Source organism: Billgrantia gudaonensis (genome assembly GCF_900100195.1).
In the GTDB taxonomy this organism is placed as follows: Bacteria; Pseudomonadota; Gammaproteobacteria; order Pseudomonadales; family Halomonadaceae; genus Halomonas; species Halomonas gudaonensis.
The window spans coordinates 84,371-99,583 of record NZ_FNES01000001.1 but is presented as its reverse complement, the minus strand read 5'-3'; the positions used below and the strand labels follow the sequence as shown (position 1 = coordinate 99,583).

Genomic DNA, 15,213 nt, shown 5'->3' with positions numbered 1-15,213 from the left:
CGAACCAGCGGGGGCGGGCCTGACAACCAGGCCCGCCCCTCCTGCAATGGCGCCTTACAGCGCAGCCTGAGCGGCGTTCACCATGCGCTCGGCGGCCTCTTCTGCAGCCATGTCACGCGAGTTGAAGTAGTTGGTCACCACGTCGAAGATGGCGCCCTGGACATCGGCGCGCACGGCCATGCCGTGGGCCATGCTGGGCACCAGACCGCCCGCATCGGCGGTGTGCTGGAAGTCCTCGAGCGACTGCCGGGCACACTGGTCGAACTCGCTCATGTCGAGATCGGGGCGAGCGGGGATCGAGCCCTTGGCCAGATTGAAGGCCTCCTGGAAGGTCGGTTCCAGCGCCAGTCGCGCCAAGGCTTGCTGGGCCTCGCGCTCTTCACCTTCGACGCGGAACATGGCCAGGCTGTCGATGTTGAAGGTGAAGGCATCCTGAGTGCCCGGAGCGGCGGCGCACAGGTAGTCCTCACCGGCAGTGAGTCCAGCGGCGGTGAATTCGCCCTTGGCCCAGTCACCCATCAGCTGCATGCCGGCATCGCCCTCGATCACCATGGAGGTGGCGATGTTCCAGTCGCGGCCCGACATGTCGTCATCCATCAGCTCGCGCAGGCGCTTGAAGGTCTCGAGCGCTTCGACCATCGTCTCGCCGCCCAGCGCTTCCTCGTCGAGATCGACCAGCGCCTGTTGGTAGAACTCGGTGCCACCGGTGGCCAGCAGCACGCTTTCGAAGACGGTGGCGTCCTGCCAGGCCTGGCCGCCATGGGCCAGGGGGATGTAGCCCGCCTCGCGAATCGCCTCACCGGCCTCGAACAACTCGTCGAGCGTGGTCGGCATCTCGACGCCAGCCTCATCGAGCACCTCGGGGTTGGCCCACAGCCAGTTGACGCGGTGCACGTTGACCGGCACCGCCACGTAGCTGCCGTCATAGCGCATGACGTCGGCGACCGTAGGGGGCAGCAGCTCGTCCCAGCCCTCGGCCTCGGCCACCTCGTCGAGCTCGCCGAGCAAGCCGAGCTCGCCCCACTCCTGAATTTCGGGGCCCTTGATCTGTGCCGCCGAAGGCGGATTGCCGGACATGGCGCGGGACTTGAGTACGGTCATGGCGGTCTCGCCGCCACCACCGGCGACGGCGAAGTCTTCCCAGCCGTAACCTTCGGCTTCCATCAACTCCTTGAGCACGTTGGCGGCACGCGCCTCGCCTCCCGAAGTCCACCAGTGCAGCACCTCCACTTCAGCGGCCTGAACGGAGGAAAACGTGACAGCGGCCGCCAGCGACGTGGTCAGGGCCAGGGTAGTCTTGTCGAACGAAACCATCGGCATGCTCCTGCTGTTGTTATTGAATCCGGTAGCCACCGGAGTACCCATCACGCTAACCGAGAGTCGCCGTCCTGCGGGTTACCAACTCCTACAAAGCATTGCGAGGGTATTACAGCGCTGAAACATGCGATGGCCGCGGCAGGTCGATGGTCACCTCGAGGCCTTCGCCGGGCCGGTTGGCGAGCACGATTTCGCCGCCCATGGCACGGGCGATATGACGGGCGATGCCGAGCCCCAGGCCGCTGCCGCCGGTATGACGACTGCGCGAGGGTTCGAGTCGCACGAACGGCGAAAACACCCGTTCGAGCTGGGCCTCGGGAATGCCCGGTCCGTGATCGCGAATGGCGATCGTCAACCGCTCGAGGGCATCGTCGAGCGTCACCTCGGCACGGCGACCGTAGAACACGGCATTCTCCAGCAGGTTCGCCAGGCAGCGCTTGAACGCCAACGGCTTGACGGGCAGCGGTGCGGCATGCCCGGTGATCGTCACCTCTCCCTTCTGAAGCGCGAGTTCTTCGGCCAGCTCGTCCAGTACCGCTCGCGGGTCGACCTCTTCAACCGGCTCGTGCAGGTCGAACCCCTTGACCGAGGCCAGCGCTCCCTTGACCAGCAGGTCGAGCTCGTCGAGCGACGCACAGAATCGCTCCCGCTGCCGAGGGTCGTCGAGCATCTCGGCGCGCAGGCGCAGGCGCGTGATGGGCGTCTTCAAGTCGTGCGAGATGGCCGAGAAGAGGCGCTCGCGCTCTTCTACCTGGTCGCGTATGCGCTCCTGCATGCGGTTGAAGGCCGCCGCGGTGGCCGCGACCTCACGCGGCCCCGTCTCGCGCAGCGGAGGGGCATCGAGATCGTCGCCGAGCTGCCGTGCCGCCCTGGCCAGCCGCCCCAGTGGCCGAGAGACGCTGCGTATGCCGAGCAGCGACAGGCCGATCACGGTGAGCAGTACCATGAAGGCCGCCAGCAGTCGCTCGCCCGAGATCCAGCGGTTGTCGGCGAGCAGCTCGGGCACCGGCAATAGCGTCGCCACGTAGAGCCAGGTATCGGGAGCGAGCTCCATCTGCACCACCAGGATCGGCGGCGAGAGCGGCTCCATCAGCAGGCTGTGCTGGCCCCAGCGCGGTGGCAGGTCGTGCAGCAGCACCTCGTTGTTGTACACGCGCAGCGTCTCGGGGCGCGAGAACTCCACCAGGACGTCGTCGATATTGAGCTCGTCGGTCAGAATCTCGCGGAAGTTGTCGACCACCAGCCGCTTCTCGGGACCGTCACCCATGTCCTCGACCGGAATGCGACGTTCGTTGACGCTGACGAAGAAACGCGTGCCGCCCATGTTGCGCAGCTGGTCGAGCACGATATGGCGATATTCGAAGGGCAGCGAGCGGAAGAAATGCATGGTCGAGGCCACGCTGTAGGCCACGTTGCGTGACAACTCGTCGAGTTGCTCCAACTGGCTCGAGCGTACCTGGGAGGACCAGATGGCATAGCTGGCGAGCTGGGCGGTGAGCACGCCGACGAGCATGATCAACACGAAGCGGCCGCGCAGGGTGCGCGGCAGATGTCGCGCCACGCCACGGCGCCACCTCAGCCAACGCGTTTTCATCACGTCACCGCATCGACCCGGGCGGTGAAGACATAGCCCGCCCCACGCACGGTGCGAATCAACTGATGATGCTGGGACTCCTCCCCCAGACGCTGGCGAAGCCGACAGACGTGCACGTCGATGGAGCGATCCAGCGGGGGCGCCGAGCGGCCGCGGGTCAATTCGTAGAGGGCCTCGCGCGTGAGCACCTGCTCGGGATGCTCGAGAAAGACCTGGAGCAGTTGGAAATCGGCGCCTGAGAGCGGCAGACGCGCCCCCTCGGCATCGATCAGCTCGCGGGTCATGCGGTCGAGGCGCCAGTCTCCGAACGCCACCAGACGGGCTTCGGCCGGCGTCTCGCCGGGAGCACTACGGGTGCGGCGCAGCACCGCCTTGATCCGGGCCAGCAGCTCGCGAGGATTGAAGGGCTTGCCCAGATAGTCGTCGGCCCCCAGTTCCAGCCCGAGGATGCGGTCGGTATCGTCGGCGCTGGCGGTGAGCATGATGATCGGCACCTCGCTGTCGCGGCGCACTTTGCGGCAAATGGTGAAACCGTCATCGCCCGGCAGCATGATGTCGACGATCAGCAGGTCGGGGGACTCGGTGGCGAGCAGCCGGTGCAGCGCTTCGGCATCCTCGGCGACCAGGGCGCGATAGCCATGGCGGCCGAGATAGTCGGCCAGCAGCTCGCGTATCTCGGGATCGTCATCGACGACGATCAGGGTAGCGGGAGTCGTTGTCATCATCGCCCTGGCGCTACGCAAGATGCCGGCACCGCGCGTAGCGCGTTATCGCTGCGGGAAACCGATGATGAGCCCGCACCGGGACAGCGGCAAGTCGTTTGCGACCAAGGTGGTAGCGACTCCGCCGATTTCACACGCCAAAACGCTCGCGCAACCTGGCCGCCACCGCCTGTTCGGCGTGGTGGCCGATGCGCGTTGCCCCGGGCACGCGGACCGTCAGGTCGGGATGGGCATTGGCCATCACATGCGCCTCGCCGGCGAGATGCAGCATCTCGGTATCGTTGAGATTGTCGCCGAAGGCCAGGCAGCGCTCGCGATCGATCCCCAGCCGTGCGAGCAGCGATGTCAGGGCCGTGCCCTTGTTGGCGCCGCCGGCCATCACCTCAAGGGAATTGGCCATGGAATAGGTGACGTGCAGTGCGCTGCCGTGGCGCTCGCGAATTCGCGCTTCCAGTTCCGCTACCCGCGATGACTCGCCGATATAGAGCACCTTGCCCACGCCCTCTCCATCGAGCTCGTGGGGGGCCGCGACCCGATAGCCGAAGCCGGTGTGCGCATGCAGCGCCAGCAGCTCCGGGGCCTCGGCGTCGATCAGCCAGTCATCGTCGCGGTAGAGATTGAGACGTACCGTGGCGTGTCGCTCGAGGGCGATCAGCTGCCGGGCGATGGCGGGGTCGAGATGGCGCGCGGCCAGCAGCCGATCGTCGGGAGCGTGCAGATACGCTCCGTTGGTGCTGATCAGATGCACCGGCACGCCAAGGCGGTCACGGAAGGCGAGCATGTCGCGGAAGTGGCGCCCGGAGGCAAAAGCAAGATGATGGCCCTGGGCCGCCAGGGCGCGCAGGGTGGCGATGGTGCCGGGTGTCAGGTCGTGGCCGGCATCGAGCAGGGTTCCGTCGAGGTCGGAAACGATCAGGTGAGGGGTCATGGCGCTCTCCGTTGGCTTGGCTCCAAGCTTAACCGATTCAGCCGGGGCAATCCCGCCCCTCGTCGGAGATCACGTCCCGGAAAGCCGACAACTCCTTGATTCACCGTGCGACACGGCAAGGCGTTTGGCCCCGCGGCGGGGAATCCGTATAGTGGCCTCCTTACTCCCGCCAGACGTTCGTGATCATGCTGCAGAACAACGCCCTGCTTGCCCAGCTCAAGCAACAGATCCGCTCCACCACCCCTCGTGTCGAGGGCGTGATCAAGGCCACCGAAAAGGGCTTCGGCTTCCTCGAAACCGACGACGGCAACGCCTATTTCGTGCCGCCCCCCGCCATGAAGCAGGTGCTGCACGGCGATCGCGTCGAGGCGGTGCTTCATGAGGAAGGCGACAAGAAAAGCGTCGAGCCCGACACGCTGATCGAGCAGGGGCTCGATCGCTTCATCGCCCGGGTGCAGAAGCGCGAAGGTCGCCTGGCCGTGGTGCCCGATCACCCCTCCATCAGGAATTCGCTCAAGGCGCGCATCAAGCGCAGCCTCGACGAAGCCGCCATCGGCGATGCCGACTGGGTGGTGGCGCGGCTGGTACGCCACCCGCTCAAGGCCGACGACCGCGGTTTCTTCACCCAGATCGACGAGCTGGTGGCCAAGGCCGACGACCCGGCCGTGCCGTGGCGCGTGACCCTGGCCCGCCACGCCCTGGAGCAGGAGTGTCCGGATCCCGGCAGCGACTGGCCGTTGCGCGACGAGGGACTCGAGCGCGAGGATCTCACCGCCGAACCCTTCTTCACCATCGACAGCGAGAAGACCCGAGACATGGACGACGCCCTGCGCATCGTCGCTCGGGAGGCTGGCGGCTGGGATCTCACGGTGGCCATCGCCGATCCCACCGCCTACGTCGAGGAGGGCCATGCGGCGGATCTCGAGGCGCGTACCCGCGCCTTCACCGTCTACCTGCCGGGTCAGAACGTCACCATGCTGCCCGAGCCACTGGCCGACGACCTGTGTTCGCTGTGGGAAGACAAGGAACGTCCCGTGCTGGCCTGCACGCTCACCGTTCACGCCGATGGCAGCCTGGGCGACTATCGATTCTTCGCCGCCACGGCGAAATCCCACGCCAAGTTGGCCTATGACCGGGTCTCCGACTGGCTCGAGGGCCAGGGCGACTGGGCACCGGCCGAGACGATCGGCAACCAGCTCCAGGCCCTGCGTGACCTCACCGAAGCACGGGCCGCATGGCGGGCCGAGCACGCCCTGGTGTTCAAGGATCGTCCCGACTACGTTTTCGACCTGGACGAGGCCGGCAACGTACTCGACATCCGCACCGAAGAGCGGCGCATCGCCAACCGCATGATCGAAGAGTCGATGATCGCCGCCAACGCCTGTTGCGCCGACCTGCTGGCGGAACACGTGGGCCATGGCATCTTCAACGTGCACCGCGCCTTCGAGGCCGACAAGGCCGAGGCGGCCCAGGAGTTCCTGGCCAGCCAGGCGATCGAAGTGGAACGCGAGGCGCTCACCGAGCTGCCCCGCTACAAGGAGCTCAAGCGCGAACTGGAAGGACGCGACGACGCCTGGCTGGACGCCCGCCTGCGGCGTTTTCAGGGGTTCACCAGCATGTCGGCCAAGCCCGGCCCCCACTTCGGCCTGGGGCTTCCCGCCTACGCCACCTGGACCTCACCGATTCGCAAGTACGGCGACATGGTCAACCATCGCCTGATCAAGCGCGTCCTCAAGGGCGAGCAGGCGCCTGCCGAGGCGAGCCTCGCGCTCACCGAGCAGCTCACCGAGCGTCGCAAGCTCAACCGCATGGCCGAGCGCGACGTCAAGGACTGGCTCTATGTGCGCTACTTGACCCCCGCCGCCAAGGCCCAGGATATCTTCGACGCCGAGGTCATCCAGATCAATCGCGGCGGGATGCGCGTGCGCCTCGTCGCCAACGGTGCCACCGCCTTCGTTCCCGCCCCGACGCTGCACAGCGATCGCGACAAGGTCGCCATCGACGACAAGGAAGGACGCATCCAGGTGGAGAGCGAGGAGCGCTTCAAGCTGGGCGACCGCATCCGCGTGGCGCTGGTCGAGGCTCGAGAGGAAACCCGCTCCCTGGTGGCCCGCCCCGCCGACTGAGCTTCCGGCAACGGCCAAGCAGCACTGGTGGACGGCGACCTCGAAGGTCGCCGTCTCTCGTTGCGGCTGTCGCACAACTGTCGTATTGACGCCCTAGGCTGGCAGGAGATACCAGTGCCAGGAGGGCTTCTTGCATATCGTCGACGTCACCATGCTCCACGCGCCCGCAAGCGGCGGTGTACGCACCTACCTCGATGCCAAGCATCGCGTGCTGGCCACCCGGCCGGGCCTGCGCACCAGCCTGCTGGTCCCCGGCGCCGAGCGCAGCTCGCTCGGCGGGGTGCATACCCTCCCCGCCCCGCGGATTCCACTGGGCCAAGGCTACCGATTCCCGCTGCGTCGCCGCCCCTGGCGCGATGCTTTGATGACGATGGCACCCGACCTGATCGAGGCCGGTGACCCCTATGTCACCGCCTGGGCCGTCGCGGAAGCCGGCCAGGCTCTGGGGGTGCCCACGGTGGGGTTCTTCCATTCGGACCTGCCCAGACTGATGGGAGATCGCTTCGGCACCGGTGTCCGCCGGCGCCTGCAGCGCTACGTGGCCGACCTCTATGGGCGGTTCGACAGCGTACTGGCACCTTGTACCGCCATGGCCGAACGACTGGCCGACTGGGGCATCGAACCGATACGCGTACAGCCGCTGGGCGTCGACCTGGAGCTTTTCCACCCGCGACATCATGATCCGGGCCTGCGCCTCGAGCTCGGACTACGCGACCACCAACGGTTGCTGGTCTTCGCCGGTCGTTGTTCCCCGGAAAAACACGTCGACGTGCTGTTGGCGACGATGGCGCGCCTGGGTCCGGCGTATCACCTGCTGCTGATGGGTCCCGGCATGCCGACCCGGGTACCCGCGAACGTCAGCGTCGTGCCCCGCTACTGTCCACCCACGAGCGTAGCCCGCGCTCTAGCCAGCGCCGATGCCATGCTGCATGCCGGCACCCGCGAAACCTTTGGCCTGGTAGCCCAGGAAGCCATGGCCTGCGGCGTTCCGGTCGTAGCGGCCCGTTCGGGCGCCCTGAAGGAATACGTTCCGCTGGGCGCCGGAGTGCTCTGCCGCCCCCGCGACCCCGATGACATGGCCCGGGCCGTTCATGAACTCTTCCTCAATGACCCTGTCGCCATGGGTCGCCATGCCCGGCGCCACGTGGAGCGCCACTTCCGCTGGGAGCATGTCATCGACGACCTGAGTCGGCACTATGCCGCCTTGGTCGGGGACGTCCCCCCCGCCGTCGCACGGGCCGACAAGGGGTGACTGGAGCGAGAATGGCAATGACATGGCGATGGCGTCACCTCGGCCTGCTGCTCCTGGCCTTGCTGGCGCCTCTGCTGGTGTCCTGGTGGCTGGGAGGCCACGAGGCTCTTGCCACGATCGGTGCCTTCCCTGGGCCGCTGTTAGCCCTGATGGGGATCATCACCGTGCTGTGCTGGAATCTCAATGCCGCCCGCTGGCGTCTGCTGCTATCGGGCCGCGCTGGGCACCTGGGGCAAGATGGCGCCCTGGCCATCGAGATGGCCGTCAAGTTCGCCCTCTGCGCCACGCCGGGAGGCAGCGGCGGCGCCGCCACCTTCCTGCTGCTGCTCGCCCGGCGCGGCTTTCCTCCAGCGCGTGCCACGGCCATCTATCTCGTCGACCAATCCTGCGACCTGCTGTTCTTTGCGGTGATGCTCTCTCTGCTGGTCGCGGCCACCCTGACCGGCGCCGTCGACTGGCCACATCGCACGCTGATCGGTGCTGCCTCATTGGGGCTCGGCCTGGTGCTGCTCGGGCTGGGGCTGATCCTGGCCTGGCTGCCCTGGCTGCTGCGACGGCGTCCCTGGCTGGCCTGGCCCGGCCCCAGGCGACGGCGCCGCTTCGCCCGCCAGTTGCTGAGCGGTCGCCGAACCCTGATCGCGACCCTGCGCCTGCCACCATCGGTACTCGCATCGATCTTCGGCCTGTGCGGTCTCCACTGGCTACTGCGCTACAGCCTGCTCTATCTGGCCGTGCTCGGCATCATCGGCCAGGGCGGGACGCTGGCCGACTGGGCCTGGACCTTCCTGGTGCAGATGCTGGCCATGGCAGCCAGCCAGTTCAGCGTGCTTCCCGGCGGTGCCGGTGCCGCCGAAATCAGCGTCGGCGCTCTACTGCTGCCGCTGATGGAGCCCGGTCAGGTCGCCGCCGCCGTCGTGATCTGGCGCCTCGTCAGCTACCACCTCTACCTTCTCGCGGGCGCCCCTGTCTTTCTCATCCAGGTCGCCCGCTGGCTGGGTCGACCGGTGGCCTCCTGAACGACCGCCACCCAAGAGCCACCAGGCACCCCATCGCATTGCCGGATCGACCCGCCATGGCACCACCCAAGTACATTGAGGCACGTCGGTCATCATCCGCTAGACTGAGAACTGCCAGCCGACTGGGCGATGCGTCATGGAGAGCGTGCTGGCCGTTCGGCGAAACGCTTTCACCGCCCGGCAGCGTATCGTTCAGGATGAGAGCCCTCATCGAGATGCCCTCGTCCCGTCAGGGAGCGTAGTCGACGATGGGAAAGCGTCACCACCGACAGCGGCCGCATCGGGCAGCAGGAAGGACTTCTCTCTCGCGATTCGCCGCATGGCAGCAAGGCGCTTTGGCCTTTACCACCTGGTGGCTGGCGGCGCTGGCCGTCAGCGCTTTGCTCCCGGCCATGTCCGCCAACATGCCGATTTCACCGCTGTGGTTGGCCAACTCGCTGGCTTACGGAACGATACTGGCCATTGGCCTGAAGCCGGTACCCTATTTCGCCGCGGCGGCCCTGAGCTGGAACCTGGCACGTGGCGATGCGCCTCTGGACATCGTGGTGGGCACTGGCACCTTCCTGCTGCTGATGCTCTTCGTGGCTGGGTTTTCCCGGTGGCTGGAGAGACACGTCGAGCGCGATCAGGCGCGGCGCCTGCTGCGTGTGCCGATCATCGCCATCCTCAGCGCGAGTCTCTTCACCCTGCTGGGAGTCTGGCAGTTCGCCAGCGGCCTGCCTGCGCCGGAACTGGCGATCGGGCTGTGGCTCTCCGAGGCGACTTCCGTGCTGCTCTTCACGCCGCTGGCCCGGCAATGGCTGCTTCATGGAATTCGCTCCTGGGTGCCTCCCAGCGGTGAGTCACGCTCCCTGCGACCGTTGTTGGCCTGGTGCCTGCTGGCCATCGTCGTGCTGGTGGCGATAGCGGAAATCCCGGCACTACCCCGAGCGTTCTCCGACTGGCTGCTTTATCTGGGCCTGGTGCTGCCGATACTGGCCGTCTATCTGCTGCCGGTGGGTCTTCCTCGGCTGGTGGTTCCGTTGTTCGTACTGGCCTGGACGACGGTGCATCTCGAGCTGTTCACCGATGCCAAGGGCGTGTTGGACGAAACGGCCATGCTGCAGGGCCAGATGGTGCTGTTCACCGCGGCGCTGATCGGTTTTCTCTCCATCGAAGCCGTGCACTCCTACCATCGGGCCAATCGGCGTCTGGAGCAGGCGAGCCGGCGCGATGGCCTTACCGGCCTCTACAATGATCTGGGCATGACCGAGCGCTTGGCTCACAAGGCGACCGATGAACGCTATGCACTCATCGGCATCCAGGTGCCGGATATCGACGACCTGGCGACCCTCACGGGGCTGGATGAGGTTCACGCCCTGGAACGCGACATTGCCGATACCCTGCGGGCCACGGTGCCGGTACGACAGGGACTGGGAGCACGTCTCCAGCCGGGGCTCTTTGCGCTGCTGGTGCCCCATGGCGAGGCACGTGCGGAGCTCATCGAAGCGTTGCGCCAGGCCTTCCAGCGTTCGGAGCGCGGCGGAAGCCTTGCCAATGCCCGCCTGGGATTGCGCATGGCGCTGGTGGAACGAGTCGAGAACGCTGATGCGCGCCATTTGACGTCGATCCTGCTGATGGCCTGCACGCGGGCAGGCCAACAGGAAAACGAGCGCTTCTATCGCCATCATGGTGCTCCGGACCACCTGATCGAGGCGCATCGCGAGACGCTGCGCTGGGCCGGTCGCCTACGCGATGCCTTGGCGGGGGATACCCGCAATGGGGGATTCGAGCTGTTCGTCCAGCCCATTCTGGATCGCCAACAACCCAAGTTGGCACGTGCCGAGGTACTCTTGCGCTGGCGGCAACCGAACGGTGAGCTGCTGGGTGCCGGGGCCTTCCTGCCCGTCGCCGAGAACTTCGGACTGATGCCGCGCGTGGACGCCTGGGTCGTGTCCAATGCCCTGGCCGAGGTCAGCACGCATCCGGGTGGCGAACGCTTGACCGAGCTGGCCATCAACCTTTCCGGCGACTCCTTGGCCAGCGCAGGGCTGGTCAGTGCGTTGAGTCAGTACTTGACGCAGTACGGCTGGCCGGCAGAACGCCTGTGCCTGGAGATCACCGAGTCCATGGTGATTCACGACGTTCAGGTCGCTCGCGAGAACGTTCGGGCGCTGCACGCTCTGGGCGCTCGCCTGGCCATCGACGACTTCGGCACCGGTCAAGCCAGTTTCGCCTATCTCCAGGACTATCCCGTCCAGGAACTGAAGATCGACGGCCGCTTCATCCAGCACATCGCCACGCCGGGCTTCGATCGTGAAGTGGTCCGGGCGACCTGCGCCATTGCCGAATACCTGGGAGCGAGAGTGGTCGCCGAGTTCGTCGAAACGCCGGTGCAAGTCGAGGCGTTGTACCAGCTCGGCGTTCACTGTCTGCAGGGTTTCGGCATCGCCCACCCCATACCGCTGATGGCCTATCTGGAAGGAGTCCAGGCTGGTCTCACCATGGTGGAAAGCGCAGCGACCCGCTTACAGAGAGCGGAGTAACGCATGCGACATGCGAGAGAGTGCGGCGGCCTTCGTTCAGCGATGCCGTCAATCGAAAAGGGCACCCGAAGGTGCCCTTTGAGGGTAACGCCAACCAAGTCGGCGTTTACCAGCCGGTCACTTGCTTCAGAGCGTCGCCGATCTCGGCCAGCGAGCGCACGGTCTTGACGCCCGCGGCTTCCAGGGCAGCGAACTTCTCGTCCGCGGTGCCCTTGCCGCCGGCAATGATGGCGCCGGCGTGGCCCATGCGCTTGCCAGGAGGCGCGGTGACGCCGGCGATGTAGGAAACCACCGGCTTGGAGACGTTCTCCTTGATGAAGGCCGCGGCTTCCTCCTCGGCGGTACCGCCGATTTCACCGATCATCACGATCGCCTCTGTCGCCGGGTCCTTCTCGAACTCGGCGAGGATGTCGATGAAGGTGGAGCCCGGGATGGGGTCGCCGCCGATGCCCACGCAGGTGGACTGGCCGAAGCCGTGATCGGTGGTCTGCTTGACCGCTTCATAGGTCAGGGTGCCGGAACGCGACACGATGCCCACCTTGCCCGCCTGGTGGATATGACCCGGCATGATGCCGATCTTGCACTCGTCAGGGGTGATCACGCCGGGGCAGTTGGGGCCGATCAGGCGCACGCCCAGCTCGTCGCACTTCACCTTGACGTCGAGCATGTCCAGGGTGGGGATGCCCTCGGTGATGCACACGATCAGCTTGATGCCGGCGTTGGCGGCCTCGAGGATGGAATCCTTGCAGAACGGTGCCGGCACGTAGATGACGCTGGCCTCGGCGCCGGTCTTGGCGACGGCTTCCTTAACGGTGTTGAACACCGGCAGGCCCAGGTGCTCCTGGCCCCCCTTGCCCGGGGTCACGCCGCCGACCATCTGGGTACCGTAGGCGAGAGCCTGTTCGGAGTGGAAGGTCCCCTGCCCGCCGGTGAAGCCCTGGCAGATGACCTTGGTGTTCTTGTCGATCAGGATGCTCATTACTTGCCCTCCGCTGCCTTGACGACCTGCTGAGCCGCATCGGTGAGGCTCTTGGCAGCGATGATGTTCAGTCCGCTGGAGGCCAGTTTCTCGGCACCCAGCTCGGCGTTGTTACCCTCAAGACGCACCACCACCGGCACGTTGACGCCGACCTGTTCGACGGCCCCGATGATGCCCTCGGCGATCATGTCGCAGCGCACGATGCCGCCGAAGATGTTGACCAGCACCGCCTTGACGGAGTCGTCGGAGAGGATCAGCTTGAAGGCTTCCGCCACGCGCTCCTTGGTGGCACCGCCGCCGACGTCCAGGAAGTTGGCCGGCTGCCCGCCATTGAGCTTGATGATGTCCATGGTGCCCATGGCCAGCCCGGCGCCGTTGACCATGCAGCCGATGTTGCCTTCCAAGGCCACGTAGTTGAGTTCCCACTCGGCCGCCTCGGCCTCGCGCGAATCCTCCTGGGAGGGGTCGCGCAGCGCTTGCAGGTCGGGGTGGCGATACAGGGCGTTGCCGTCCAGATTGACCTTGGCGTCGAGGCAGTGCAGGTTGCCCTCGTCGGTGATCACCAGCGGGTTGATCTCGAGCAGCGCCAGATCCTTCTCGTGGAACAGGCGCGAAAGGCCCAGGAAGATCTTGGTGAACTGCTTGACCTGCTCGCCCTTGAGGCCGAGGGCAAAAGCCAGCTCACGCGCCTGGTAGGGCTGGGCGCCCACCAGCGGGTCGATCTCGGCCTTGAGGATCTTCTCGGGAGTTTCCTCGGCGACCTTCTCGATCTCCACGCCGCCCTCGGTGGAGGCCATGAACACCACGCGGCGGGTGCCACGATCGACCACGGCACCGAGATAGAGCTCGGAGGCGATGTCGGTGCAGTTCTCGACCAGGATCTTGGCGACCGGCTGACCGTTCTCGTCGGTCTGGAAGGTCACCAGGTTCTTGCCCAGCCACTGCTCGGCGAAGGCCTTGGCCTCTTCGGGGCTCTTGATCAGCTTGACGCCGCCCGCCTTGCCGCGACCGCCGGCGTGGACCTGGGCCTTGACGACCCACATGTCGCCGCCGATCTTCTTGCACGCTTCCGCGGCTTCCTCGGGGGTGTCCACGGCGAAGCCCTTGGACACCGGCAGACCGTAATCGGCAAACAGCTGCTTGCTCTGATACTCGTGAAGGTTCATCGATTCATGCCATTGGTTGCATGTGACTCGAACGGCGGCCCAGCCGACACCGATGGGGCGCGGCATCCAGACCACCACCGACCGCTTCCGATACTTGGCCGGAAGCGATGCGCCACCCGCAGGTGGCGCTTGTTGTGCTTACTTGCGCTTCTTGCGATTGGCCATGTGGATGGCATGACCGTCCACCGCCAGCGCCGCTTCGTGGATGGCTTCCGAGGTGCTGGGATGCGCATAGCAGGTCAGCGCCAGATCCTCGGCGCTGGAGCCGAACTCCAGCGCTATCACGCCCTGGGCGATCAGCTCGCCGGCGTGCTGGCTGACGATGTGCATACCGAGGATGCGATCGGTCTCGGCATCGGCCACGATCTTGGCCAGGCCTTCCGGCGCATTGTTGGCCAGCGCCCGGCCGTTGGCGGCGAACGGGAAGGAGCCGGTCTTGACCTCGATGCCCTTGGCCTTGGCGTCCTGTTCGGTCAACCCGACCCAGGCCACTTCCGGCGACGTGTAGATCACGCTGGGCACCGCGTCGTAGTTCATCTCCGCCTTGTGGCCGGCAATGATGTCGGCCACCATCACGCCCTCCTCGGAGGCCTTGTGAGCCAGCATCAGGCCACGCACGCAGTCGCCGATGGCATAGATGCCCGGCACGCTGGTACGGCACTGGTCGTCGACATGAATGAAACCGCGCTCGTCCAGTTCCACGCCCACGCCCTCGGCGACCACGCCCTTGGTGTAGGGGCGGCGGCCGACACAAACGATCAACTTGTCGAAGGTCTGCTCCTGCTCGCCGCTGCCGTCGCTGTACTTGACCACGACTTCCTTGCCCTTGACCTCGGCGCCGGTGACCCGAGCACCGAGCTTGATGTCCAGGCCCTGTTTCTTGAGCAGCTTCTGAGTCTCCTTGGCCACGTCCTTGTCGACCATGGGCAGGAAGGTGTCCAGCGCTTCGAGCATGGTGACCTGGCTGCCCAGGCGCTTCCACACGCTGCCCAGTTCCAGGCCGATGACACCGGCGCCGATCACGCCCAGGCGCTCGGGCACCTCGGTGAACTCCAGGGCGCCGGTGGAGTCGACGATCAGATCCTCGGTCAGCGGAGCCGGCGGGATCTCCACCGGCACGGAGCCGGCGGCAATGACGATGTTGTCGGCTTCGTAGGTGGCCTTGTCGCCGTCGTGGCCGGTCACCTCGACCTGCTTGTTGCCGACCACCTTGCCGGTGCCTTCCAGGGCGGTGACGCCATTGGCCTTGAACAGGGCGCTGATGCCGCCGACGTTCTTGGCGATCACCTTCTCCTTGAACTCGAGCATCTTGGCGACGTTGGGCTTGAGCTCACCCACCTCGATACCGATCTCGTCGTAGTGGTCGCGCGTCTCGACGAACTTGTGAGACGTCTCCAGCAGCGCCTTGGAAGGAATGCAGCCCACGTTGAGGCAGGTGCCGCCGTGGACGGTCTTGCCCTCCTTGTTGACCCACTTCTCGACGCAGGCGGTCTTCAGCCCCAGTTGAGCGGCACGGATGGCGGCCACGTAGCCCCCGGGGCCCGCGCCAATGACGATCACATCGTATTTATCGGCCATGTGGTTTTCC

The 15,213-nt window shown here is 66.1% G+C and carries 11 protein-coding genes; 4 read left to right on the top strand and 7 right to left on the bottom strand.

The genetic code is table 11. The annotated features are described in order from the left end of the window. Positions 1–54: 54 nt before the first annotated feature. The 4 genes from BLP96_RS00450 to BLP96_RS00435 form a co-directional block, all read right to left on the bottom strand. Positions 55–1,314: an ABC transporter substrate-binding protein gene (locus BLP96_RS00450; RefSeq protein ID WP_089681983.1), complete on the bottom strand. Its 1,260-nt coding sequence runs from the start codon at positions 1,312–1,314 to the stop codon at positions 55–57. A 112-nt stretch (positions 1,315–1,426) separates the two neighbouring features. Next, positions 1,427–2,911: an ATP-binding protein gene (locus BLP96_RS00445; RefSeq protein ID WP_089681981.1), complete on the bottom strand. Its 1,485-nt coding sequence runs from the start codon at positions 2,909–2,911 to the stop codon at positions 1,427–1,429. After that, the gene (locus BLP96_RS00440) at positions 2,911–3,633 is read right to left on the bottom strand and encodes a response regulator (RefSeq protein WP_089682552.1); all 723 of its coding nucleotides are present in this window, start codon (positions 3,631–3,633) and stop codon (positions 2,911–2,913) included. The genes BLP96_RS00445 and BLP96_RS00440 overlap by 1 nt, the downstream gene beginning before the upstream one ends. Positions 3,634–3,763: 130 nt before the next feature. Further along, positions 3,764–4,561 carry a Cof-type HAD-IIB family hydrolase gene (locus BLP96_RS00435; protein ID WP_089681978.1) on the bottom strand — a complete coding sequence of 266 codons (798 nt, stop codon included), beginning with the start codon at positions 4,559–4,561 and terminating at the stop codon, positions 3,764–3,766. Between the two features lie 185 nt (positions 4,562–4,746). On the opposite strand from BLP96_RS00435, the gene BLP96_RS00430 reads away from it, so the two are divergent. The 4 genes from BLP96_RS00430 (at position 4,747) to BLP96_RS00415 (ending at position 11,480) form a co-directional block, all read left to right on the top strand. Continuing rightward, the gene (locus BLP96_RS00430; RefSeq protein ID WP_089681976.1) at positions 4,747–6,687 is read left to right on the top strand and encodes an exoribonuclease II; all 1,941 of its coding nucleotides are present in this window, start codon (positions 4,747–4,749) and stop codon (positions 6,685–6,687) included. Positions 6,688–6,817: 130 nt separating this feature from the next. Then, positions 6,818–7,939: an N-acetylglucosaminyl phosphatidylglycerol synthase gene (locus BLP96_RS00425; protein ID WP_089681974.1), complete on the top strand. Its 1,122-nt coding sequence runs from the start codon at positions 6,818–6,820 to the stop codon at positions 7,937–7,939. Positions 7,940–7,956: 17 nt separating this feature from the next. Beyond that, on the top strand, positions 7,957–8,955 hold the full coding sequence (locus BLP96_RS00420; protein WP_089681973.1) for a glucosaminyl phosphatidylglycerol flippase: 999 nt from the start codon (positions 7,957–7,959) through the stop codon (positions 8,953–8,955). A gap of 335 nt (positions 8,956–9,290) precedes the next feature. Next, positions 9,291–11,480, top strand: a complete 2,190-nt coding sequence (locus BLP96_RS00415; protein WP_176761415.1) for an EAL domain-containing protein — start codon at positions 9,291–9,293, stop codon at positions 11,478–11,480. Between the two features lie 106 nt (positions 11,481–11,586). On the opposite strand, the gene sucD is transcribed toward BLP96_RS00415, so the two are convergent. The 3 genes from sucD to lpdA form a co-directional block, all read right to left on the bottom strand. After that, positions 11,587–12,459: a succinate--CoA ligase subunit alpha gene (sucD, locus tag BLP96_RS00410; protein ID WP_089681969.1), complete on the bottom strand. Its 873-nt coding sequence runs from the start codon at positions 12,457–12,459 to the stop codon at positions 11,587–11,589. Then, complete coding sequence (gene sucC / locus BLP96_RS00405) at positions 12,459–13,625, bottom strand: ADP-forming succinate--CoA ligase subunit beta (RefSeq protein ID WP_089681967.1); 1,167 nt, start codon at positions 13,623–13,625, stop codon at positions 12,459–12,461. The genes sucD and sucC overlap by 1 nt, the downstream gene beginning before the upstream one ends. 138 nt (positions 13,626–13,763) lie before the next feature. Next, entirely contained in the window at positions 13,764–15,203 is a 1,440-nt protein-coding gene (lpdA, locus tag BLP96_RS00400; RefSeq protein ID WP_089681965.1) for a dihydrolipoyl dehydrogenase, read from the bottom strand. Positions 15,204–15,213 lie beyond the last annotated feature (10 nt).

Excerpts from the sequence above, each read along its gene's own strand:
- BLP96_RS00420 (WP_089681973.1), top strand. The coding sequence starts at position 7,957 with ATGACATGGCGATGGCGTCACCTCGGCCTGCTGCTCCTGGCCTTGCTG.
- sucD (WP_089681969.1), bottom strand. The coding sequence starts at position 12,459 with ATGAGCATCCTGATCGACAAGAACACCAAGGTCATCTGCCAGGGCTTC.
- BLP96_RS00450 (WP_089681983.1), bottom strand. The coding sequence starts at position 1,314 with ATGGTTTCGTTCGACAAGACTACCCTGGCCCTGACCACGTCGCTGGCG.
- lpdA (WP_089681965.1), bottom strand. The coding sequence starts at position 15,203 with ATGGCCGATAAATACGATGTGATCGTCATTGGCGCGGGCCCCGGGGGC.
- BLP96_RS00440 (WP_089682552.1), bottom strand. The coding sequence starts at position 3,633 with ATGACAACGACTCCCGCTACCCTGATCGTCGTCGATGACGATCCCGAG.
- BLP96_RS00430 (WP_089681976.1), top strand. The coding sequence starts at position 4,747 with ATGCTGCAGAACAACGCCCTGCTTGCCCAGCTCAAGCAACAGATCCGC.
- BLP96_RS00445 (WP_089681981.1), bottom strand. The coding sequence starts at position 2,911 with ATGAAAACGCGTTGGCTGAGGTGGCGCCGTGGCGTGGCGCGACATCTG.
- sucC (WP_089681967.1), bottom strand. The coding sequence starts at position 13,625 with ATGAACCTTCACGAGTATCAGAGCAAGCAGCTGTTTGCCGATTACGGT.
- BLP96_RS00435 (WP_089681978.1), bottom strand. The coding sequence starts at position 4,561 with ATGACCCCTCACCTGATCGTTTCCGACCTCGACGGAACCCTGCTCGAT.